Origin of the sequence: Aeromonas veronii (assembly GCF_040215105.1) — a bacterium.
Lineage (GTDB): Bacteria > Pseudomonadota > Gammaproteobacteria > Enterobacterales > Aeromonadaceae > Aeromonas > Aeromonas veronii_G.
Genome location: NZ_CP157875.1, coordinates 2,818,801 through 2,841,366 on the forward strand (window position 1 = coordinate 2,818,801; position 22,566 = coordinate 2,841,366).

General features: G+C 59.1%; 11 protein-coding genes. 3 read left to right on the top strand and 8 right to left on the bottom strand.

Annotation, left to right across the window (positions count from 1 at the left end; translation table 11 throughout):
* Window positions 1-103: 103 nt before the first annotated feature.
* Entirely contained in the window at window positions 104-916 is an 813-nt protein-coding gene (gene ppsR / locus ABNP46_RS13020; RefSeq protein ID WP_349918321.1) for a posphoenolpyruvate synthetase regulatory kinase/phosphorylase PpsR, read from the top strand.
* A gap of 123 nt (window positions 917-1,039) precedes the next feature.
* Here the strand turns inward: ppsR and ABNP46_RS13025 are convergent, their stop codons facing one another.
* A complete protein-coding gene (locus tag ABNP46_RS13025) occupies window positions 1,040-1,333 on the bottom strand; it encodes a hypothetical protein (protein ID WP_349918322.1) in 294 nt (97 codons plus the stop codon).
* A gap of 358 nt (window positions 1,334-1,691) precedes the next feature.
* Here ABNP46_RS13025 and ABNP46_RS13030 point away from each other — a divergent pair, with 358 nt between their 5' ends.
* Window positions 1,692-3,068: an amino acid permease gene (locus ABNP46_RS13030; protein WP_349918323.1), complete on the top strand. Its 1,377-nt coding sequence runs from the start codon at window positions 1,692-1,694 to the stop codon at window positions 3,066-3,068.
* A 69-nt stretch (window positions 3,069-3,137) separates the two neighbouring features.
* Here the strand turns inward: ABNP46_RS13030 and ABNP46_RS13035 are convergent, their stop codons facing one another.
* The gene (locus ABNP46_RS13035; protein WP_349918325.1) at window positions 3,138-3,548 is read right to left on the bottom strand and encodes a cupin domain-containing protein; all 411 of its coding nucleotides are present in this window, start codon (window positions 3,546-3,548) and stop codon (window positions 3,138-3,140) included.
* Window positions 3,545-4,219 carry a carboxymuconolactone decarboxylase family protein gene (locus ABNP46_RS13040; RefSeq protein WP_349918326.1) on the bottom strand — a complete coding sequence of 225 codons (675 nt, stop codon included), beginning with the start codon at window positions 4,217-4,219 and terminating at the stop codon, window positions 3,545-3,547. The genes ABNP46_RS13035 and ABNP46_RS13040 overlap by 4 nt, the downstream gene beginning before the upstream one ends.
* 130 nt (window positions 4,220-4,349) lie before the next feature.
* On the opposite strand from ABNP46_RS13040, the gene ABNP46_RS13045 reads away from it, so the two are divergent.
* Window positions 4,350-5,249: a LysR family transcriptional regulator gene (locus ABNP46_RS13045; protein ID WP_349918327.1), complete on the top strand. Its 900-nt coding sequence runs from the start codon at window positions 4,350-4,352 to the stop codon at window positions 5,247-5,249.
* A 156-nt stretch (window positions 5,250-5,405) separates the two neighbouring features.
* On the opposite strand, the gene ABNP46_RS13050 is transcribed toward ABNP46_RS13045, so the two are convergent.
* The 5 genes from ABNP46_RS13050 to ABNP46_RS13070 form a co-directional block, all read right to left on the bottom strand.
* The gene (locus ABNP46_RS13050) at window positions 5,406-6,107 is read right to left on the bottom strand and encodes an SIMPL domain-containing protein (RefSeq protein ID WP_349918328.1); all 702 of its coding nucleotides are present in this window, start codon (window positions 6,105-6,107) and stop codon (window positions 5,406-5,408) included.
* Window positions 6,108-6,164: 57 nt separating this feature from the next.
* On the bottom strand, window positions 6,165-6,719 hold the full coding sequence (locus ABNP46_RS13055; protein ID WP_349918329.1) for a hypothetical protein: 555 nt from the start codon (window positions 6,717-6,719) through the stop codon (window positions 6,165-6,167).
* Window positions 6,720-6,808: 89 nt separating this feature from the next.
* Window positions 6,809-19,663, bottom strand: a complete 12,855-nt coding sequence (locus tag ABNP46_RS13060) for a retention module-containing protein (protein WP_349918330.1) — start codon at window positions 19,661-19,663, stop codon at window positions 6,809-6,811.
* Window positions 19,664-19,929: 266 nt separating this feature from the next.
* Window positions 19,930-21,855 (bottom strand): EAL domain-containing protein, encoded by a 1,926-nt coding sequence (locus ABNP46_RS13065; protein ID WP_349918331.1) that lies wholly within the window; start codon window positions 21,853-21,855, stop codon window positions 19,930-19,932.
* A gap of 3 nt (window positions 21,856-21,858) precedes the next feature.
* Window positions 21,859-22,557, bottom strand: coding sequence for a transglutaminase-like cysteine peptidase (locus ABNP46_RS13070; RefSeq protein ID WP_349918333.1), 699 nt, complete (start codon window positions 22,555-22,557; stop codon window positions 21,859-21,861).
* Window positions 22,558-22,566 lie beyond the last annotated feature (9 nt).

The following is a 22,566-nucleotide window of genomic DNA, read 5'->3' on the forward strand; positions in this document are numbered from 1 at the left end:
GAGTTCACAACTTGGCAACGGCAGACCGGTTGACAAAACGGGTATGGTTTCGAGAGATACTTAAATCATCCTCCCCTGCCCTCGCACTTCACAGGAGTTCCCAGTGCACACCGTATTCTATGTATCCGACGGCACCGCCATCACCGCCGAAGTGTTCGGTCATGCCGTGCTGAGCCAGTTTCCCCTGGCGTTCGAGCAGGTCACCATTCCCTTCGTGGAAACCCAGGAGAAGGCCCGCCAGGTGCGGATGCGCATCGACGAGCAGTTTCGCCAGACCGGGGTGCGTCCCATCCTGTTTCACACCATCGTCGATCAGCAGGTGCGCGACGAAGTACTCAAGGCCCAGGCCAGCAGCCACGACTTTCTCAACACCTTCGTGAGTCCGCTGGAGCAGGAGCTCGGGATCAAGGCCGAGCCCAGGCTGCACCGCACCCATGGCATGGAAAACCGCAAGCTCTATGACGATCGCATCGAGGCGGTGAACTTCGCCCTCACCAACGACGATGGCATCACCACCCGGGAGTATGACGAGGCAGACATCATCCTCATCGGGGTATCGCGCTGCGGCAAGACGCCGACCAGCCTCTATCTGGCGCTGCAGTTTGGCATCCGCGCCGCCAACTACCCCTTCATCGAACAGGACATGGGCTCGCTCGATCTGCCCACGCCCCTCAAGGCCAATCGCCACAAGCTGTTCGGCCTCACCATCGCGCCCCAGCGGCTGCACGAGATCCGCAACCAGCGCCGGGCCAACAGCCGCTATTCATCCCTTGAGCAGTGCGAGCAGGAGCTGGCAAGCGTGGAGCGGCTGTTCCGCCAGGAGGCGATCCGCTTCCTCGATACCAGCTCCCACTCGGTGGAGGAGATCAGCGCCAAGATCCTGGAGGCGACTGGATTGCGCCGCCAACTGTGCTGACATATCGATCAATTGCAGAATAAAATGCCAACCACCATGTGGGTGGCAATATAAATGAACAGAAAAATGAGAGAGACACTGTGCCCACAGGGCGGGTCGGCACTGTGTCGCGTCAAAAAACCCTTATGGCAGGGGATCAGCACCCGGCTTGTTGAGCTCCTTGTTGTTCATCAGCCAGCCGTGGAGGGTCAGCAACCCCGTCCCCTTGCGTACCCGCTCACTCAACCAGCAGGCGGGGAGCAACCCGGCCCCGGCGGCCAGCGTCAGTACCATGGCGATGTTGGCCACCAGATAGTCCGCCCCCTGCCAGCCCCATACCATGAGGCAGGCCCCCGCCATGGTCAGCAACATGGGGGAGAGCCAGATCCCGAACCAGAGTGCGGCCATGACGAGCCCGCCGACAACTTTCTCTATCATATGAGTCCCTTTCATAGAAAAGAGACAATTGCGCACAAACATCAGAATCCGTCAATATCGCCACGCCCGACTGCTCACCAAACCATCAATCACTTCAAAAACCCCATTCCAGATCATAAAAACCCTGCGTAAAGCCGGAATTGGCAGCCGAAACCAAGGAAAACAGGTGCATGAGCGGGCGTTTATCATTATTCTGCTCGGGTTGATAGCCGCTACAAAAAACCGCAGGCGGCAATCCGTAACGAAATTAATACGGTTTTTGTCATGTTTTCGGCACGACGTGCTGAGCCGGCCCACAGGATGCGGGCCGTCTGGCACGATGAAAACCGCGTGACCTCAGCGACCTAAGGAAGGAAGAATGGATCTTCAGCAAGACGGCGAAGAGCTCAAGCGCGGCCTGAAAAACCGCCATATCCAGCTCATCGCATTGGGTGGTGCCATCGGTACCGGCCTGTTTCTCGGCATTGCCGACACCATCAAGATGGCGGGCCCCGCCGTGTTGCTGGGCTACGCCATCGGTGGCTTCATCGCCTTCCTCATCATGCGCCAGCTCGGCGAAATGGTGGTGGAAGAGCCGGTCGCCGGCTCCTTCAGCCACTTCGCCTACAAGTATTGGGGTGACTTCGCCGGATTCGCCTCCGGCTGGAACTACTGGGTGCTCTATGTGCTGGTGAGCATGGCCGAGCTGACCGCGGTCGGTATCTATGTGCAGTACTGGTGGCCCGAGATCCCGACCTGGATGTCGGCGGCCTTCTTCTTCGTGCTGATCAACGCCATCAACCTCTCCAACGTCAAGGCGTTCGGCGAGATGGAGTTCTGGTTCGCCATCATCAAGGTCGTGGCCATCCTCGGCATGATAGGGTTTGGCGGCTACCTGCTGTTCTCCGGCGCCGGTGGCCCCGAAGCCACCGTCAGCAACCTCTGGGCCCAGGGCGGTTTCTTCCCGCACGGCGTCGGTGGTCTGGTGATGGCCATGGCCTTCATCATGTTCTCCTTCGGCGGCCTTGAACTGGTCGGCATCACGGCGGCGGAAGCGGACAACCCCGAGAAGAGCATCCCCAAGGCCACCAACCAAGTGATCTACCGCATCCTCATCTTCTATATCGGTGCCCTGACCGTGCTGCTCTCCCTCTACCCCTGGGGCAAGGTGGTCGAAGGTGGCAGTCCGTTCGTGATGATCTTCCACGCCCTGGACAGCAACCTGGTGGCCAACGTGCTGAATCTGGTGGTGCTGACCGCCGCGCTGTCCGTCTACAACAGCTGTGTCTACTGCAACAGCCGCATGCTGTTTGGCCTCGCCAAGCAAGGCAACGCCCCCAAGACGCTGCTCAAGACCAACAAGCGCGGGGTGCCGCTGACCGCCATCACCATCTCCGCCGCCGCCACCCTGCTGTGCGTGCTGATCAACTACCTGATCCCGGGCAAGGCCTTTGGCCTGCTGATGTCCCTGGTGGTCTCGGCGCTGGTCATCAACTGGGCCATGATAAGCTTGGCGCACCTGAAGTTCCGCAAGGTCAAGGCCGCCGAGGGGGTCTCTCCCAAGTTCAAGGCACTGTGGAGCCCGTTTGGCAACTATCTCTGCCTCGCCTTCATGGCCGCCATTCTGGTGATCATGTACATGAACGACGGCACCCGCATCTCGGTCGAACTGATCCCGGCCTGGGTACTGCTACTCGGTATCGGCTACCTGCTCAAGCAGAAGAGCCAGCGCAGAGTGGCCGCCAACCTCGGTTGAGCTCCCCCCTCCCCATGAAAAATGCCGGTCGATGACCGGCATTTTTTTCATCTGTGGCGCCCCGCCACTTCATCGGGACAGCCCCTGGTACGCCGCATCGGAGACAGGTTCCAGCCACTCGTTGCTCGCCCCTTCGGCCGGCACTTCGATGGCCAGGTGTGCAAACCAGCTGTCGGCGCTGGCCCCGTGCCAGTGCTTGGCACCCGCCGCGATATGGACCACATCCCCCGCCGCCAGTGCACGGGGAGCCTGGCCCCACTCCTGGTACCACCCTCGCCCGCCGGTCACGATCAGGATCTGCCCGCCTTGGTGGTGAACATGCCAGTGGTTGCGACAGCCCGGCTCAAACACCACGTTGCCGATGGTGACGCCCTGGGTGGAGAGCATCGCCAGATAACTGGTACCGGTGAAGTACTGGGCATAGGCCTCGTTCCTGGCTCCTTTGGGGAAGAGCCCGTTCCCGTCAAATTCAGTGTTCATCGTTTTTCCTCGCCAGACCCTGCGTCTCCCGTCTGCTGACTCGCCAGCAGCTCATTGAGCACCGCCTCGGCATTGCGACCCATCTCATCCCCGCAGCTTGCCTTCAGGGTACTCACGTATCCCCGCAGCTGTGCCACGGTCCACCCAGTGTTCAGACTCATCGCAAGATGGCTCTTCAGCTGGTTGTTGACCCCCGCCATGGCGGCGAGCGCCCCTATGGTTGCCAGCTCCCGGGTCTGCCAGTCGAGCACATCGCGCTGGAAAATATCCCCGAAAAGATGGGACTTGAGAAAACCGTCGATGGCCGGGGCAAACGCGAACAACGCCCCCGTCACGGGCTGACCCACCAGTCGAGTCTGGTTGCGGGTCCCTTCCACCAGAGCGTCCCACGGTTCGGGATGAGGGGTGGCTTCCCTGCCCACCTCGTCTGTCAGACCTTGTTGCTGGCGCTGCGCCAGGACTGCCATGAATGCCGAGAGCGCGTTCAGACTCCGGGGAAATCCGGCATAGGCATAGAGCTGCACCAGGATCTCCTTGATGCCGTTGATGGTCATGCCCACATCCAACCCATGGTGCAGCGCCGTGCCGAGCGCAGCCATGTCACCCTTTGCAGTGAATGCCGCGATGGGGATCATCGCCTGTTGTTGCTCACTCAAGGGATTGCTCATCATCTCACCTCCAGACAGGGTTCAAGACTGGGCGGCGCGCTGCAGCCATCCCAACAACGGCAGTGTAGAGAAAGGCAGATTGGATGATAAGATGGGCAAATCAACACACACCTGTGCAGATAACTCACCAATCATGACCAAAGAGAAACTCGGCGATCTCCAGGCTTTCGTGACAGTGGCGAGAGAGCGCAGCTTCACCCGGGCGGCCACCCTGCTTGGCGTATCCCGCTCGGCCCTCAGCCATACCTTGCTCTCCCTCGAGGATCGCCTCGGCGTACGCTTGCTGACCCGCACGACGCGCAGCGTCTCCCCGACCGACGCGGGTCACCGTCTGATGAGCATGCTGGCCCCCCGGCTGGACGAAATTGAATCCGAACTAGCCGCCTTGCGCACCGCCAGTGACAAACCCGCCGGCTCGGTACGCATCACCGCCAACGATCACGCCATCTCGACCGTGCTGTTGCCCCGTCTGCAGCCCCTGTTGAGGGAGCACCCGGATATCCGGGTGGAGTTCAGCATGGATTACGAGTTGACGGATATCGCAGCCAGGCAGTTCGATGCGGGGGTACGGATGGGGGATCAGGTCGACAAGGACATGATTGCCGTGCGCATGACACCGGATATCCGGATGGCGGTGGTGGCAACCCCTGCCTATCTCTTCGGCAAGGATCCCATCATCGCCCCCCGGGACCTCATGGCACATAACTGCATCAACCTGCGGCTGCCGACCCGGGGTTCCCTCTATGGGTGGGAGTTTGAGCAGGATAATCACCCTCTTTGCGTGCAGGTGGCGGGACAGACGGTGTTCAACAATACCTTCTTGATGATCCAGGCGGCCCGGGAGGGTTGTGGCATTGCCTATATCCCGAGCGATCTGGTCGCAAAGGAGGTGGCATCCGGCGAGCTGGTTTCGCTGCTGACCGACTGGTGCCCGCTATTTCCGGGCTATTACCTCTATTATCCCAGCCGTAAACACCTTCCGGTGGCGTTTGAACTCGTCATCGATGCCCTGCGCTGGCACAAGCGGGGCTGATCCCCAGATTTGCGGACTCGGCATCAGATAACAACGAGTACCGCATCGCCCCCTCCCCCCCGCCTGAGTGTTTATCCGCTGACACGGCCCACCTGAAACAACAAGCCCGAGGGATGAGCCTCGGGCTTGGTATAAACAGGCATTCAGGCTGGGTCATCACTCCAGCAGGAAGACGGCTTCCACGTTGTCCGTGATGCTGATCTGTTGCTGTTGGTAGCTGTTCTCCACCATGTCGGCGGACGGCGCAGCGGCGGCCTTCATGGCCCGGCTGTACACCGGCACCGGCGAGCTGTTGCGGTACTCGACGCTGTAGACCTTGCCCAGCTTCATGCCAAAGGCTTTTGCCAAGGATTCCGCCTTGCTGGTGGCATCAGCGACGGCGCCAAGGCGGGCCTGCTCCTTGATTATCTGCGGGGACTTGAGACCGTATTCAATCTGGGAGACGGATTCCAGACCGGCCTTGAGCGCGGTGTCCATCAGCTGGCTCAGCTTGTCGAGCTGATAGAGTTTGACCGAGAGCTGGCGCTGGGCACGATAACCCACCATCTCCGGCTGCTTGTTCTGGGGATATTGATACTCGGGGGAGATCACCAGGTTGCCGGCCTCCACGTCGCTGCGCTTGATGCCGAGGCTCTCCAGCTGGCCAAAGAAGGCGGCCACCTTGGTATCCACCTGCTGCTTGGCCTTGATGCCCTGCTTCTCCAGTGCGGTCACGGCGACATTGAGGGTCAGCATGTCGGGCTCGGCCTTCTGCTCGGCATAACCGCTGACCACCAGATGCGGTGCCTGGGGCACTTCAATGGCAAACAGGGGGGCACTGACAACCAGGGCAGACAGGGTAAGAAGGGGACGCCACATAGAAAAAAAACCTCAATCGATTGGATTGAGGTCATTATGCCCATCGCCGAATGAGATTCAAATATCGTGCAAGGGAGGGAGCTGCTCCAACACCTGATTGGTCATGTCGATATTGATGCTGATCTCGCCATTCAGGGAACCATGCGAGCTCACCGCGACCACGGATGCCGGTGCACCGAGCAGTTCATCTTCTTCGAAGTGGAAGGCGTCCCACGACAGAACGTGACCTTGCGGCGGGGACATGGGCTCGGAAGCCGTCACTACCGCCAGCGAATGCCAGTCCAGTTCATCCTCCTGGCCGAGAAAGCCGTGCAGGGCATTGTCACTCAAGCTCGAGAGGGCATACTCCTGTTGCCCCCATTCATGACCGACCAGCACCACCATGTGAGGCATGGGGACACTCTCCACCGGGCTGAAACTGATGCTGGACGCGGCGAAATCCACGTTGAGGGATCCCGCTACCTCACCGTCTTCCGTCTCCAGCTCCAGGCCATTGAGCCTGTCACCCGTCATCGACGCCTGATAGCCAAAGCGGCCGGAGCAGACGATGTTGTCCTGCCCATCCCAGCTATAGCGAATGCCATCGATGTCGACCCAATTGAATGGACCCATATCATCCTCACAACGTTGATCTGGCCTATCTTAACGTCCTTCTGGCGCCAACGACAGAGGACAGGCGAACCTGCCCTCTGTCTGCGTCATCAAGGATGTTGGTCCACCTTGAGGTTACCATCGTCAAGCAGTTGCTTGATGATGTCCTGATTGGTGAGCGTGCTCCCTCCATGGGTCAGGTCTGGCCCTCCCTGGAACTGAACGGTCAGCTGCCCACCTCCCGCAGCGCTGCCATTGGTATCTATCGTCAATTTGTTATTGACTGTATCGAACGTCAGATAACTATTCAGAGCACTGGCCAAGGCACTGTTGTTGGCACTCGCTGGCACGTTGTCCAGAAGCTGGGACAAATCCAGTACATCACCACTGCTCCCCGTCCCCAGGGTGAAGTCGGTGATTTTGTCGGTGCTGCCATCGGCATCACCAGCCAACCACTTGAAGGTATCTTTACCTGCTCCCCCTGTCAGGGTGTCCGCCCCCAGTCCACCGAGCAGCGTGTCGTCACCGATTCCACCATCCAGAATGTCGGTACCAAGTCCCCCCAGCAATACATCATTGCCGCTATCGCCGTACAGGGTATCATTGCCGGCCCCACCTTCAATATGATCATTCCCCCCATTACCATGGATGATGTCGTTGCCATCATGACCAAGCAGCACATCGTCGACAACCGTACCATTGAGGGTATTGTCCCCACTGGTTCCTTCAATGGGGGTTGGCACGGTCGCGGCAGTTGCACCTATGTTGATGGTCAGCTGGGCTGTATCCTGATCCCCATCGTTTTGTACCACCTGATAGGTGAAAACATCCGATTTCCCTTGGTTGGCAAGGTTAGAGTTCGGGGTATAGGTGTAAGAACCATCGCTCTGGATTTGGAGTGACCCATAGAGACCGGTCACCGTCTGACTGGTTGTCACCGACACATAGCTGCTGCCATTCCAGATCTTGAGTACCGAATTTTCACTGCCAAGGGAATCGGTCGCTCCCCAGGGATCACTGCTCATGAGGTTGTGATTAGGATCCGTCAACACATTGCCCTGTGCCACCATGATGGCAATTGCAGCTGTGGCGGCAGCAGTGACGTTGAGTTTGATGTTATCCAGTTGCAATGTTGAATCGCTGTTACCACCACCGTCATTGACGGAGAAATAGACTCGATAACGTGCATTCGCATCCAGCGTTGCCGTGGTGACCGTGGTCATTGCACCGGGATCACTGGACAGGATGCCACTCAGGCCAGCTCCGGAGAGCGAGATCCAGTTAGTGCCATCAAACTTGTACAGATTCCATGCCACGGTATCATTGCCATTCACATTGCTTCTGTCGTACTGGAAGCTCAACGTCGTCGCCAGCGCCGTGGTGGCAAATTCCGGTGTGACCAGTTGTGCCGCCCCAACCCCATCGTCATTGGAGTCCACCAGTGACAGCGAACCGTTGCTGACACCGCCATCCAGAGTTGTGCCGTTCAATGTGCTGACAACCCATTTGTCTCCATTACTGGCCACGGCTGTGGCAATCGAGTTATTTCCCAGATCGATCACACTGATGCCTGTGCCGTTGGTGTCATAGACCCAGGGGTTGTAGCCTGCACCGCTATTCGCGCTGTTACTGGTACTGCCAAAATCAGCCAGTGTGGTGGGAGTTGTCGCCCCAGGTACCATGACCTGATACACCAGTGCATCATTGCTATTGTCATAGACAATGACCTCACTAGAATCCGTCGTGATCAGATTCAACACGCCGGTTTTCACATCCCCATCGGCATCACTGATGGTGTAGCGGAACGTTTCGGTATAGTCATTGGCCACATCCAGCGACAAGCTGTAGCTATAAGCACCCGTCAACAGATTGACTGAGAGAGTCCCACCACCATGGGTTGGAATCGTCAGCACATGGGTTGTGGCGTTATAGCCGGAGTAGGCGGTGGTATAAATCACGTCCGGTGTGGCCGGATTGCCATCGGCATCGTGCGAGATGCTGGTGATGGGCAAAGCCGCAGGACCATCGGCACCAAACACGACGCCCGCATCTACCAACAGATTTCCTGTTGTTGGAACCTGTACAGTTCCCGACAGCGTGCTGGCTAATTGACTCAGGTCCGTCACAATAATGGCTGGCTGTTCAGTCCCAGTCGCACCATTGTAAGAGATGGGCTCCAAGGCTGGAGCAGTAGCTCCCGTTCCCATACCCAACGCATAGGACTTGATATCATTGTTGGTCAGGAATGTTTGCCAAGCAGACTGCTCGGCAGCATTGATACCACTGCTACCCGTCCCTGCAACCCCAGACCAGTTAGTGCTCTCCGTTGGCTCACCATCTGAGAGGAAGTACAGTACGCTTTGCCCACCGATGATCTTTCCAGCTGAGTTGTAGGCCGACATGGCTTTTATCAATGCGTCGTCATAGTCAGTACCGCCATTGCCAAGTGTATCGGTAATGGAGTTGATGACATTGAGCGCCTGGGTCGCAGTCAACCAGATATCTCCAGAACCAAGGAAATTGGTCGTTGCAGTGCTGGCAAACCCAACCAGCCTTACCATGACGTTCCCTACATCATCGTAGTCATTGATAAGCTGCAAAATGGATGCTCTAGCAATAGCCATTCGAGTAGCGTATCCAGCAACGCCTGAGGGTTCATCCATACTGCCCGAGGTATCCAGGATGATCATCAGATTGGTCCCCGGATTCGAGAACTCCTCGATCCTCGTATTGATATCGGCAGGTTGAACCGGTACGTCATCGACAATCTGCACGCTCAGGGTACTGCTCGCCGCATCGTTGTCGCTGTCCACCAAAGTCACGGTGAAGTCTTCATACAGGCTGTTGTTGCCACCCGCCGTCGGGTGCGCCTCGTTGTCCAACAAGGTGTAGCTGTAGCTCACCAGCCCCGTCGCCGGGTCGTACGCCGTTACCTTGAGGGTATTGCCCAGCGGCGTCGTCACGCTCTGCGGGAAGCTCGCCACCACCCCGTTGTTGACGATAAGCAGACTCCCCACGCTCAGGGTCTTCACCCCGTCCGGCGCGCTGATATTGAAGTTGCCGGTGACAGTGGTCGACTCTTTGCTGCTGTCCGACCCCGCTGATTCCCCCGCTCCCCGGGTGGACAGCAGGTCATCCTCGTACACGATGGCATCCCCGCCCTGTGCCTTGGGTGTCAGGTTGGTGATGGTCACCCCGTCATCGTCGTTCTTGATGCTCAGGGTCAGGGTCGCCGTGCTCACATCACCGTCCGCATCGGTCAGGGTGTAGGTGAACACTTCACTACCCACACTGCCCCCGGTCAGCGCCTTGAAGTCCACGTCGCCCGGATTGAGGGTGTAGGTATAAGTGCCGTTGGCATTGAGCACCAGGCTGCCATAGGTACCGCTCAGGGTACCGCCGGTCACCGCCGCACCATCTGCCCCTTGCACGTCGTTGGTGATGACGTTGCCGGTCAGCGTCAGGTTGCTCTCGCTCGCGGTGTTCGGGTTGCTGTCGTTCACCGCAGTCGGGACGTCATCGACAATCTGCACGCTCAGGGTGCTGCTCGCCGCATCATTGTCACTGTCCACCAGGGTCACGGTGAAGTCTTCATACAGGCTGTTGGTGCTATTGGCCGTCGGGTGCGCCTCGTTGTCCAACAAGGTGTAGCTGTAGCTCACCAGCCCCGTCGCCGGGTCGTACGCCGTTACCTTGAGGGTATTGCCCAGCGGCGTCGTCACGCTCTGCGGGAAGCTCGCCACCACCCCGTTGTTGACGATAAGCAGACTCCCCACGCTCAGGGTCTTCACCCCGTCCGGCGCGCTGATATTGAAGTTGCCGGTGACAGTGGTCGACTCTTTGCTGCTGTCCGACCCCGCTGATTCCCCCGCTCCCCGGGTGGACAGCAGGTCATCCTCGTACACGATGGCATCCCCGCCCTGTGCCTTGGGTGTCAGGTTGGTGATGGTCACCCCGTCATCGTCGTTCTTGATGCTCAGGGTCAGGGTCGCCGTGCTCACATCACCGTCCGCATCGGTCAGGGTGTAGGTGAACACTTCACTACCCACACTGCCCCCGGTCAGCGCCTTGAAGTCCACGTCGCCCGGATTGAGGGTGTAGGTATAAGTGCCGTTGGCATTGAGCACCAGGCTGCCATAGGTACCGCTCAGGGTACCGCCGGTCACCGCCGCACCATCTGCCCCTTGCACGTCGTTGGTGATGACGTTGCCGGTCAGCGTCAGGTTGCTCTCGCTCGCGGTGTTCGGGTTGCTGTCGTTCACCGCAGTCGGGACGTCATCGACAATCTGCACGCTCAGGGTGCTGCTCGCCGCATCATTGTCACTGTCCACCAGGGTCACGGTGAAGTCTTCATACAGGCTGTTGGTGCTATTGGCCGTCGGGTGCGCCTCGTTGTCCAACAAGGTGTAGCTGTAGCTCACCAGCCCCGTCGCCGGGTCGTACGCCGTTACCTTGAGGGTATTGCCCAGCGGCGTCGTCACGCTCTGCGGGAAGCTCGCCACCACCCCGTTGTTGACGATAAGCAGACTCCCCACGCTCAGGGTCTTCACCCCGTCCGGCGCGCTGATATTGAAGTTGCCGGTGACAGTGGTCGACTCTTTGCTGCTGTCCGACCCCGCTGATTCCCCCGCTCCCCGGGTGGACAGCAGGTCATCCTCGTACACGATGGCATCCCCGCCCTGTGCCTTGGGTGTCAGGTTGGTGATGGTCACCCCGTCATCGTCGTTCTTGATGCTCAGGGTCAGGGTCGCCGTGCTCACATCACCGTCCGCATCGGTCAGGGTGTAGGTGAACACTTCACTACCCACACTGCCCCCGGTCAGCGCCTTGAAGTCCACGTCGCCCGGATTGAGGGTGTAGGTATAAGTGCCGTTGGCATTGAGCACCAGGCTGCCATAGGTACCGCTCAGGGTACCGCCGGTCACCGCCGCACCATCTGCCCCTTGCACGTCGTTGGTGATGACGTTGCCGGTCAGCGTCAGGTTGCTCTCGCTCGCGGTGTTCGGGTTGCTGTCGTTCACCGCAGTCGGGACGTCATCGACAATCTGCACGCTCAGGGTGCTGCTCGCCGCATCATTGTCACTGTCCACCAGGGTCACGGTGAAGTCTTCATACAGGCTGTTGGTGCTATTGGCCGTCGGGTGCGCCTCGTTGTCCAACAAGGTGTAGCTGTAGCTCACCAGCCCCGTCGCCGGGTCGTACGCCGTTACCTTGAGGGTATTGCCCAGCGGCGTCGTCACGCTCTGCGGGAAGCTCGCCACCACCCCGTTGTTGACGATAAGCAGACTCCCCACGCTCAGGGTCTTCACCCCGTCCGGCGCGCTGATATTGAAGTTGCCGGTGACAGTGGTCGACTCTTTGCTGCTGTCCGACCCCGCTGATTCCCCCGCTCCCCGGGTGGACAGCAGGTCATCCTCGTACACGATGGCATCCCCGCCCTGTGCCTTGGGTGTCAGGTTGGTGATGGTCACCCCGTCATCGTCGTTCTTGATGCTCAGGGTCAGGGTCGCCGTGCTCACATCACCGTCCGCATCGGTCAGGGTGTAGGTGAACACTTCACTACCCACACTGCCCCCGGTCAGCGCCTTGAAGTCCACGTCGCCCGGATTGAGGGTGTAGGTATAAGTGCCGTTGGCATTGAGCACCAGGCTGCCATAGGTACCGCTCAGGGTACCGCCGGTCACCGCCGCACCATCTGCCCCTTGCACGTCGTTGGTGATGACGTTGCCGGTCAGCGTCAGGTTGCTCTCGCTCGCAGTGTTCGGGTTGCTGTCGCTCATCGCCGTCGGCGTGTCATCCACGATGCGCACTATCAGCTGGTCACTCGCCGTGGTACCACCCACCCCGTTCACCGTGATGGTCACGCTGTCGTCAAATTCAGTACCCGTCGCGCCCAGCTTGCTGTCATTGTCGATGGTCGCGCTCAGGGTGTAGCTGTAGTTCACCGTCCCACCACTGGCGGTACCGCTGTAGCTCAGCAGAGTCAGTATCCCTTCCCCGGTATTCACGCTCTGACTGCCGTTGAAGCCTTGCAGTTGCGCCAGGGTATAGGTCGTTCCGCCTATCACCACGTTCAAGATACCGTCCGAGGCCGACACCGTGAAGCTGCCTGGCACCGTTTCGGTAGTGGCCGCCGCATTGGAGCCGTTCGGATTGAGACCAGACTCGTACACCAGATGGTCCGGACCGGTCGCTGCCACCGTTACCACGGTAGAGGTATCGTTCGCCCCCTTGACCGTGATGGTCAGCTTGGCAGTGCTCTCGTCCCCATCCGCATCCTTCATGGTGTACCAGACGTCGTAGCTCTGGTTGAACCCCGCCCCCAGCGCCTGGGTAGCCGGGCGGCTGTTGTCCAGCACGTAGGTCCAGCTGCCATCACCGTTTTGCACGAAGCTGCCATAGGTATTCAGGGAGGCTACTGCCGAGCTGTTGTTGTGACCGGTCGCACTCCAGCCCACGAAGGCAGCCGGGGTATCCGCACCGGAGGCATCGTTGCTCAGTACGTTGCCGCCCAGGCTGCCCGCTACGTCTTCGGTGACAGTGCCGCCGTTTTCATCGTTTGCTTTGGGCACGTCATCTTCCACATGGATGAGGAAGCTGCCAGCCAGGGTGCCACTGCCGCCTGTCGCCTTCAGGATGCTGGTAAAATCCAGGGTCAGCAGTTCGCTGTCATCGCCGTTACCCAGCGGATGATCCAGCGATTTGACCAGGTTGAACTGATAGCTGCCATTTGAACCAACCTGGAGCGTGAAGACTGTCGCCCCATTGGCGGTGGCAGTCAGGGTGTCGCCGACAACCGTATAGACCAATGCTACGCCACCAGAGCTGGCCGCAGTCACGCCGCTGGTGTTGGTGTTGAGGCTGATGGTGGCGGAGTTGTCCGGACCGACGATCAGCGGCGCAACACTGCCGCTGATACTGTTGGTGACGCCATCGTTGTCGGTGATGCCTGTGGGCAGCTCATCCTCATCCACATAGCCTTCCACCGACCCCACATCCTCGACATAGAGGTGCAGGGTTGCGGTGGCCGGATCGCCATCCTTGTCGATGATGGTGTATTGGAAGTCCTCGGTCAGATCGCCATTCACATTGGCGGGAGCCTGATAGCTCCATGCACCGGTGGAGAAGTTGAAACTCAACTTGCCACCCGCGGGAGTGGTCACGGCAGTCAGTTGCTGATCGCCGTCGAGCACACCATCCCAGCTGTAGGTGATCGCCCCAATCTTGATGGACTGGATATAACCCGGGCCATCGGCACCATAGGCATCATCATCCCCACCGCCAACCACATTGTTGGAGCCATTGAGCACGTTGCCCTGTACCAGACCACCAATCACCTGATTAAGCAGGGTATCGACCAGATCACCGAAATCGTTCACCCGCAACGGGGTATTGTTCGGACCTGCATCGAGGTCCACATCCTGTAGGCGGGTATCGTTTATTCCGTCGCCGATACCGATAGTGGTGACAGTGATACCTTTGCTGTCGACGAAGGTGTTCCAGTCATTCGCAGTGCTAGGTTGTAACGAGTTACCTGGCACATTCCCCTCATTAGGATTGCCATCACTGATGAAGACCACTTGATTATTCCACCCCGGAAGCGGGGTATAAGAGTCCATAGTCTGTTCGATGGCGTCGGTGAAGTTGGTATTGCTGTTAAGCGGTCGCGTACCGCCTTCTTGCGGGTTCAGCGAGTTCACCAAATTTGTAAACGCCGTGACATTGTCGACAACAGGGTAACCAATAGAATCACTGGCGAAGGCCACTATCTGGATCTTGACCTGACCACCCGAGGTGTTGAACAGGGTCTGCCCGGCGGTACGCACCGCATCGAGCATGGCGTTCAGTTCGTTGTTATCTATGCTGCCGCTGAAATCGAGTACAAACACCATGTTGATGTTCTGGGACTGCCCCGCAAGCACGGTGGCATAGTCATCTTGGGCCACCGGAATATCATCCTGCACATCGACAACAAAGGCGCCTTTGCCAAAACCGGATAACTTGTCGCCATCCCCATCGGTCGCAACCAGCACCCCGGAGAAATCGATGGGCACGGGCAGCAGTTCATTGTCGCCGTTGGGCAACCCTTCCTTGACGGGGTGATCCAGCGGTCCCTTCAGGGTGAAGGTGTAATCGCCATCGGCGGCCACCGCCAGGGTGAAGATAACCGTCCCCCCGGCCGAGGCCGTCAGCACATTGCCCACGACGTTGTAACTCAGCGCCATGCCACCGCTGCTCAATCCTTGCGCGGTCAGGGAGCTGACATTGTTGGAGAGGCTGAATGCACCGGGGCCGTCTGCCCCGAAGTTCACCAGGGTATTGAGGGAACCCGTAGTATCACTGGCCGTGGTGGTCTGCCCGGCATTTTCATGATTGCCCTCGTGGGGCGCGCCGCCAGCCAGCGTCAGCGCATCTTCCTGTACCTGTACTCTGATGCCACCACCTTGCAGGTCCCGCAACTGCGGACCATCGTCCTCGAAGCTGAACACCTTACCGGCCCCCAGATCCAGGCTGGCCTTGGCGCTGTCGCCATCGGCATCGGTTACCGTTTGCTCCAGCGTCAGGATACCGCTCTTGAGCGCCAGGCTGACGCTGTCATCCGAACTGGTGGTGTTGCCGTGCCAGACGTTGTCCAGCAAGGTCAAGGTCACGGCACCCGTGACAGGATCGACGGTCAGGGTGAAGTAGTTCACTCCGTTGGCACTGCCGGTGATGACGTTGCCAGACTGGTTCAGCAGGATCTGTGCCCCCTGACCGTTGGCGGCAGAGGGATTAACTGCATAGAGGCCACTCGCCACGTTGCTGCCACTGAGTACCAGGTTGTAGCCGACGCTGCCGGCACCATCGGCACCAAACACATGACTGAACTGACCTTGCACTGCGGTTGCGGTCAGGGTAGCACTCGCGATGCCGTCACTATCCGCGCCGCCCAGGGCGGGCAAGCTTTCATCCACTGTCGCCAACAGGCGTGGGGCCCCCTCTGTCAGACAAACGGTCGGGCCGTCATCCTCGAAGCTGAACACGCCACCGGCCCCCAGATCCACGCTAGCTTTTGCACTGTCACCATCGGCATCAGTCACGGTCTGCACCAGGGTCAGGATGCCACTCTTGAGGGTCAGGCTGACACTGTCGTCGGGATCGCTGGTATTGCCGTGCCAGACGTTGTCCAGCAGTTTCAGAGTCACTTCGCCGTTGGCGGGATTGATGGTCAGGGTGAAATAGTCCACGCCGTTGGCATTGCCGGTGATGACATTGCCAGACTGGTTCAGCAGGATCTGAGCCCCCTGACCGTTGGCGGCAGAGGAGTTGACTGCATAAAGGCCACTCGCCACATTGCTGCCACTGAGCGCCAGGCTATAGCCGATACTACCAGCACCATCGGCACCAAAGGCATGGCTGAACTGAGCTTGCACCGTCGCGGCTGCCAGAGTCGCACTGACAATGCCGTCGTTGTATGCACCGCCCAGGTTCGACAGGCTCTCATCGACCTTCACGACCCCGAGGCTTGGCCCCTCGGCAGCCAGGCAGACGGTCGGACCGTCATCCTCGAATTGGAAGGTGCCATTCACACCCAGATCCACGCTGGCCTTGGCGCTGTCGCCATCGGCATCGGTGACTGTCTGTACCAGGGTCAAGACACCGCTCTCCAGGGTCAGGCTGACACTGTCATCGGGATTGCTGGTGTTGCCGTGCCAGACGTTGTCCAGCAATTTCAGAGTCACGGCACCGCTGGCGGGATCGATCGTGAGGGTGAAATAGCTCACCCCGTTGGCACTGCCGGTGATGACGTTGCCTACTTGGTTCAGCAGGATCTGGGCCCCCTGGCCGTTGACGGCAGAGGGATCGACTGCATAGAGGCCGCTCGCCACGTTGCTGCCACTGAGCGCCAGGCTGTAGCCGATATGACCGGCGCCATCGGCACCGAAGGCATGGCTGAACTGTGCTTGCACCGTCACGGCTGCCAGAGTCGCGCTCACAACGCCATCGTTGTATGCACCGCCCAGGGCCGGCAGGCTCTCGTCCACCTTGACAGTCCCAAGGCTCGGGGCTTCGTCAACCTGGCAGACTGTCGGGCCGTCATCCTCGAAGCGGAAGGTGCCATTCACACCCAGATCCAGGCTGGCCTTGGCACTGTCGCCATCGGCGTCGGTGACTGTCTGCACCAGGGTCAGCACACCGCTCTCTAGGGTCAAACTGACGCTGTCATCCGGGTTGCTGGTGTTGCCGTGCCAGACATTGTCCAGCAGCTTCAGGGTCACGGCGCCGCTGGCCGGATCGATCGTCAGGGTGAAATAGCTCACCCCGTTGGCGCTACCGGTGATGACGTTGCCTACTTGGTTCAGCAGGATCTGAGCCCCCTGACCGTTAGTAACAGAAGGATCGACTGCATAGAGGCCGCTCGCCACGTCGCTGCCACTGAGGGACAGGCTGTAGCCGATACTGCCAGCTCCATCAGCGCCGAATGCCGCATTGAACTGTCCCTGCACGGCGGCCGCCGCCAGGGTCGCGCTGGCCACGCCATCGCTGTATACACCGCCCAAGGCAGGCAGGCTCTCATCCACGGTGACAGAGCCCAGACGCGGGGCCTCGCTAGCCGGCCCTGTGGTCGGGCCATCATCTTCGAAACGGAAGGTACCGTTGGCCCCCAGATCCAGACTGGCCTTGGCGCTGTCGCCATCGGCATCGGTGACCGTCTGCACCAGGGTCAGGATACCGCTCTCCAGGGTCAGGCTGACGCTGTCGTCATGATTGCCGGTATCGCCATGCCAGATGTTATCCAGCAAATTCAGGGTCACGGCACCACTGGCCGGATCGATGGTGAGGGTGAAATAGCTCACCCCGTTGGCACTGCCGGTGATGACATTCCCCACCTGATTGAGCAGGATCTGGGCACCCTGGCCATTGGCGGCAGAGGGGTCAACGGCATAGAGGCCGCTGGCTACGTTGCCGCCATTGAGCATCAAGCTGTAGCGTACGCTGCCAGCCCCATCGGCGCCGAAGACATGACTGAACTGGGACTGCACGGCCGCCCCCGTCAGGGTCGCACTGGCAATACCGTCGTTGCCGGCACCACCCAGTGCAGGCAGGCTTTCATCGACCGTCACGAGTCCGGGGCGCTGGAACTCGGGGGCCAGACCGGACGTCGGGCCATCGTCTTCAAAGCGGAACACGCCACTCGCCCCCAGATCCAGGCTGGCCTTGGCGCTGTCACCATCGGAGTCGGTCACCGTCTGCACCAGTGTCAAGATGCCACTGCCGAGGGTCAGGCTGACGCTGTCATCATTGCTGCTGGTATCCCCTTGCCAGATATTGTCCAGCAGGGTCAGGGTCACGGCGCCAGTGGCAGGGTTGATGGTCAGGGTGAAATAACTCACCCCGTTGGCGCTGCCAGTGATGACATTGCCGACCTGGTTGAGCACGATTTGGGTACCCTGACCATTGGCAGCTTGCGGATCGACCGCATAGAGACCACTCGCTACATTGTTGCCACCAAGAGAGAGGCTGTAGCCGATACTGCCCGCCCCGTCAGCCCCGAAGGCATGGCTAAACTGGGCCTGCACCACTGAGGCCGCCAGCGTCACACTGGCAACGCCGTCGTTGTCCGCACCGCCCAGTTGCGGCAGGCTCTCGTCCACGCTGAGCACACCCAGCTCGGCAGAACCTGGCACCACAGACACGCTCGGCACGTCATCGAGGATCACCACATCCAGGCTGGCGCTGGTACTGTCACCGTCGCTGTCTGTCAACACGACACCGAAGCTCTCGGTCAGCGCCGTGTCATTGGCTGGCTGGGTGTGAGACTCATTGTCGCTCAGGGTATAGCTGTAGTTGACGCTACCGACACCGGTCACCGGGTTGTAACTGATACCGGTCACCAGCAACTGGTTGCCCAGCGGGCTTGGGATGGTCTGCGGGAAACTGGTGATGACCTGACCATTGCTGATGAGCGTCACCCCACCCAGGGTCAGGCTCTGGATCCCGTCGGCCGCATTGAAGGTAAAGGTACCGCCCTTGGTCAAAGCCGCGGCATCCGGTGCACTGCCATCGGCCAGGGCGGCTTCATTGAGGAGAAGCTCGCCCCCCTCCACCGCCAACCCGCCGAGAGAGACCCCTTCATCTACCGGAGTGATGGTGATGATCAGTGTCGAAGGATTGGTATCGGCCCCATCCGTGACGATGTAATCGGCCGGGGGAACCGGGCCCGTATAGTTGAGGGCCGGAGTGAAGGTATAGGTCCCATCGGCATTGATGATCAGCGTGCCTATCCCGTCCAGCGTGGTTGCCACCCCGGCTGGCACGCCGATGTTGTTGCCCCAGCTGTAGGTGAGGATCGACACCCCAAAGGGACCATCAGGGTTGGTGCTGTTGGCAAGCAGGTCGCCGCTGACGGACTGATCTTCCTGCGTCACGGCGAACTCATCCAGATCGTCGAGTTGGTTGTCAGGCAGCAGATCATCTGCTTGTACCGGATTTTGCCCGGCAGCCGCGTCATGGCTGGTATCAAAGCCCGCGCTAGCAATGGTGGCATCACCAATGCGGTCGATGACGACAAAACCGCCATTGCCGCTAGCGCCGGCTACCCCGCCAATCCCGCCACCACCACCACCAGCGGCCGGAGCGCCGCCCGCAGCCGCGGCTTCGAAGTTCTTGGTCGGGTCAACCCCTTCCAGTATGGATTTTTGCAACGCGGCGATTTCTGGCGAGACATCCTTGTTCTCGGCCGATGAGGAAGGATCTCCCTGTGCTGGCGCATCCGTGGGGGCTGGGGCCTCTGGCGCAACATTGGGGCCGTCATCATAAGGGGCCAGCATCAGCTTGGCGTCGTCGGCGATGTTGAGTTTGGCCCCTGGCTGCAATATCTCTCCGGGCTGGAGGGGACGACTGCTGCCATCGGCCAGCAGGATCTGAACATTGCCTTCTACGGATGAGACGACGACGGCCTTGTCGATGATTTGGGTACGCATATCCATTGCTCCAGGGTGACAAATCTTGATGCATACACCTTAGATTTCCCCCCCGTCGGCTTCCGTTGCAAAAATGTACTGATTTGAAACTGTTCACCCCACTCTGATGCAGCGAATCGAATGGTGAATTTTTACACAAATAAATCAATAGATTAACAAATCGACATCTACCCCATTCATCGATACCAACCCAAAAAAACGAAAGCTTATTCTAAATGGATATAAAAAAGGGCCCACAATGGGGCCCATTTGGATTTTGATATTGCTCAGGAGAGCGGGAACGCCGGATGGACGAAGCCCTGATAACCATCGATGTGCAACTTGGCCAGCATCTCGACCTGCTGCTCATCCTCCACCCGCGTGGCGATGGTGATGACGCCGGCATTGTGAGCCGCACGGCAAACCGCCGCCAGGAAGGAGGTATCAGCCCCCGGCTCCATGATCTGGCTGGTATAGCCGTGATCCACCTTGACATAGGCCGGAGCCAACTCTTCCAGATAGCCCAGTGACTGGAAGTGGCGACCATAATGATCGACCCCCCACTGGAAGCCATATTCTTGCAGCACGCTGACCAAGACAGCCACCTGATCCTTGTGCTTCATGATGGCGGCCTCGGGAATTTCAAACAGCAGCTTCTCTTTGAGCTCCCCATGCTGGCCCAGATAGTCTCGCAACCAGCTCAGGAATTCATCGGAACAGAGTGAACCTGCGGTGATGTTGACGGCGAGCACCAGATCGGGTTGCTGCTGGAGCAACGGAACGCAGGCCTCCAGCACGGCCTGATCGAACTCGGGTCCCATCTTGAACTGCTCGATGGCCGGCAGGAACTGGCCGGCAAAGTAATCCGTCCCGTCTCGCGAAATGGAGGCGAACAGCTCGGCATGCAGCCGGGCACCATCGTCAAAGCGACAGGCAGGCTGCGCCTTGAAGCGCCACAAGCTTCTGGCAATGGCATCTTGTACCAGGTCGCGCCAGGCCAGACGGCCCATCAGCCCCTGCTCTGTGCCACCTTCCATCACCACGGCACCACGGCGTTCGTTGCGCGCCTTGCCGAGGGCATTGTCCGCCTTGGTCAGCAGAGCGGAGAGATCGTCGCTGCCATCGCGCCCGGCGATGCCGATGACGGAGAGCGCACGCCCCTCACCCATGGGGTTCACGACCAGATCCGCGATACGGCTATTGATGGTCTCGGCCAGCTCCTTGAGGCGGGAGAGATCATCGGTCGGACAAAGCAGGGCATATTCGGTGGCCGAGATCCGAGCCAGCGCGGATCCATCCCAACCATTGAGGAGTTCTTTGAGCACCTGGGCGATGGATTTCACCATGTTGTCCCGGGCGGCGAACCCCTCTTCCCGATAGAGATCATCCAGCATGTCCACGGCGACCAGCATGACGCCGCCCTGCCCTGCCTCGGCAATCCAGGCGTTGACCTGCCCCACAAAGTAGGAGCGGTTGCCAAGACCCGAGACCGCATCCACATAGACGCGGGCACGCAGATTTTCCGCTTCGTCGGCCTGTTCTTTGAACTGCACGGCCAGCTTGCTGGACAGGATGTTGATGGCTTGTACCACCTGCTTCAATTCACGCGTCTTGGGTTCCGGGATGGCATGCCCGAAGTGGTGCAATTCAATCTCGACGGCCTGATCGCAGATGAGCTTGAGGGGTTTGAGCAGATAATTCAGGGCCCGCATCAACAAGATGGTCGTGATCAAGAACCCGATCAGGAACCAGCTGGCCAGCTTACTCATCCCTTCCCAGAGTTCGTAGTAGGCCTGCCCGGGATGGCCCACGACCTTCAGTTTGCCAAGCTGCAACCAGCCAGAGGTCAAAATAGATTCGTTGGATACCTCAGGAAACAATCCCAATCCGATGAACCACTGGGGCACTCCCTGGATGTTGTTGGTGTTATCCAGCTCGATCACATCCTTGGAGGCCAGCAAGTCCAGACGCACCAGCTGATAATAACCACCATCGAACACGGCCTTGATGACCGACTCGGCGCTGACCTTGTCGCCATTCTCCAGATAAGGCGTCAACGCCAGCCCCAGGGAGGTGGCGGTGTTGATCACCGTGGTTTCCTGTTGCTGTGCCAGATAGTTGCGGGTCGAATTGAACTGCACCCAATAGGTGGCGGCAAACAGCAATCCGAACAGAAGCAACATGGTTGCCAATAATTGTCTGTAGAGCGTCATAGGTTAATCATCCAAATTCAGCACTGGCCGAGCCAATCGCCCCGAAGTCATGCGATTGCGTAAATCATTCCATAATCCCAAGCGTGACGACTGTCCGGTCAATTCCCCTTGTCCACGCGCCTTCATCAACCACAAGTGACTACCGTTAAAGCTGTAAATGGGCAGCAGATCCGCCCGTTGACTGGCCGGTCGAATGGCGCCGACCAGATTGTCCAAAATCAATGGCACGGAGGCGGGCGTCTCATAATACGCAACCACCATATGAAACTGGTTATAATCCAATGCCTTGACATATACCATTCGCATTTTTTCATCCGGGATGCCAAGCTCCAGCAGCGTAAAATATTTGGAAATGCTGAAGTCTTCACAATCTCCGCCGGCAGCCCCCAAAAATTCCAACGGGGTCGCCCAATAATCTTTCTTGTGCCACAGCTTGATGTCGTCGATGAAGCGCATCTGATTGAAGAACTGGTTCACCTTCTCCAGTTTCTGCCGATCCGACAGGCCCGCATCCCGATTCTGCATGGCCAGGGTGCGCCAACCGGTCACCCGCTTGCCTGCCCTCACGCCATAGGTCTCTTCCGCACGCTTGACCAGTTTGAGATCTTCCGATGAGAGAGGCTGGCTGGCATTGAGCAGCAAGGGGAGCGACAGCAGGCACAACCAGAGCATCGAACGAGAACCACGCAGAGACAGACGCATAAGCCGTCC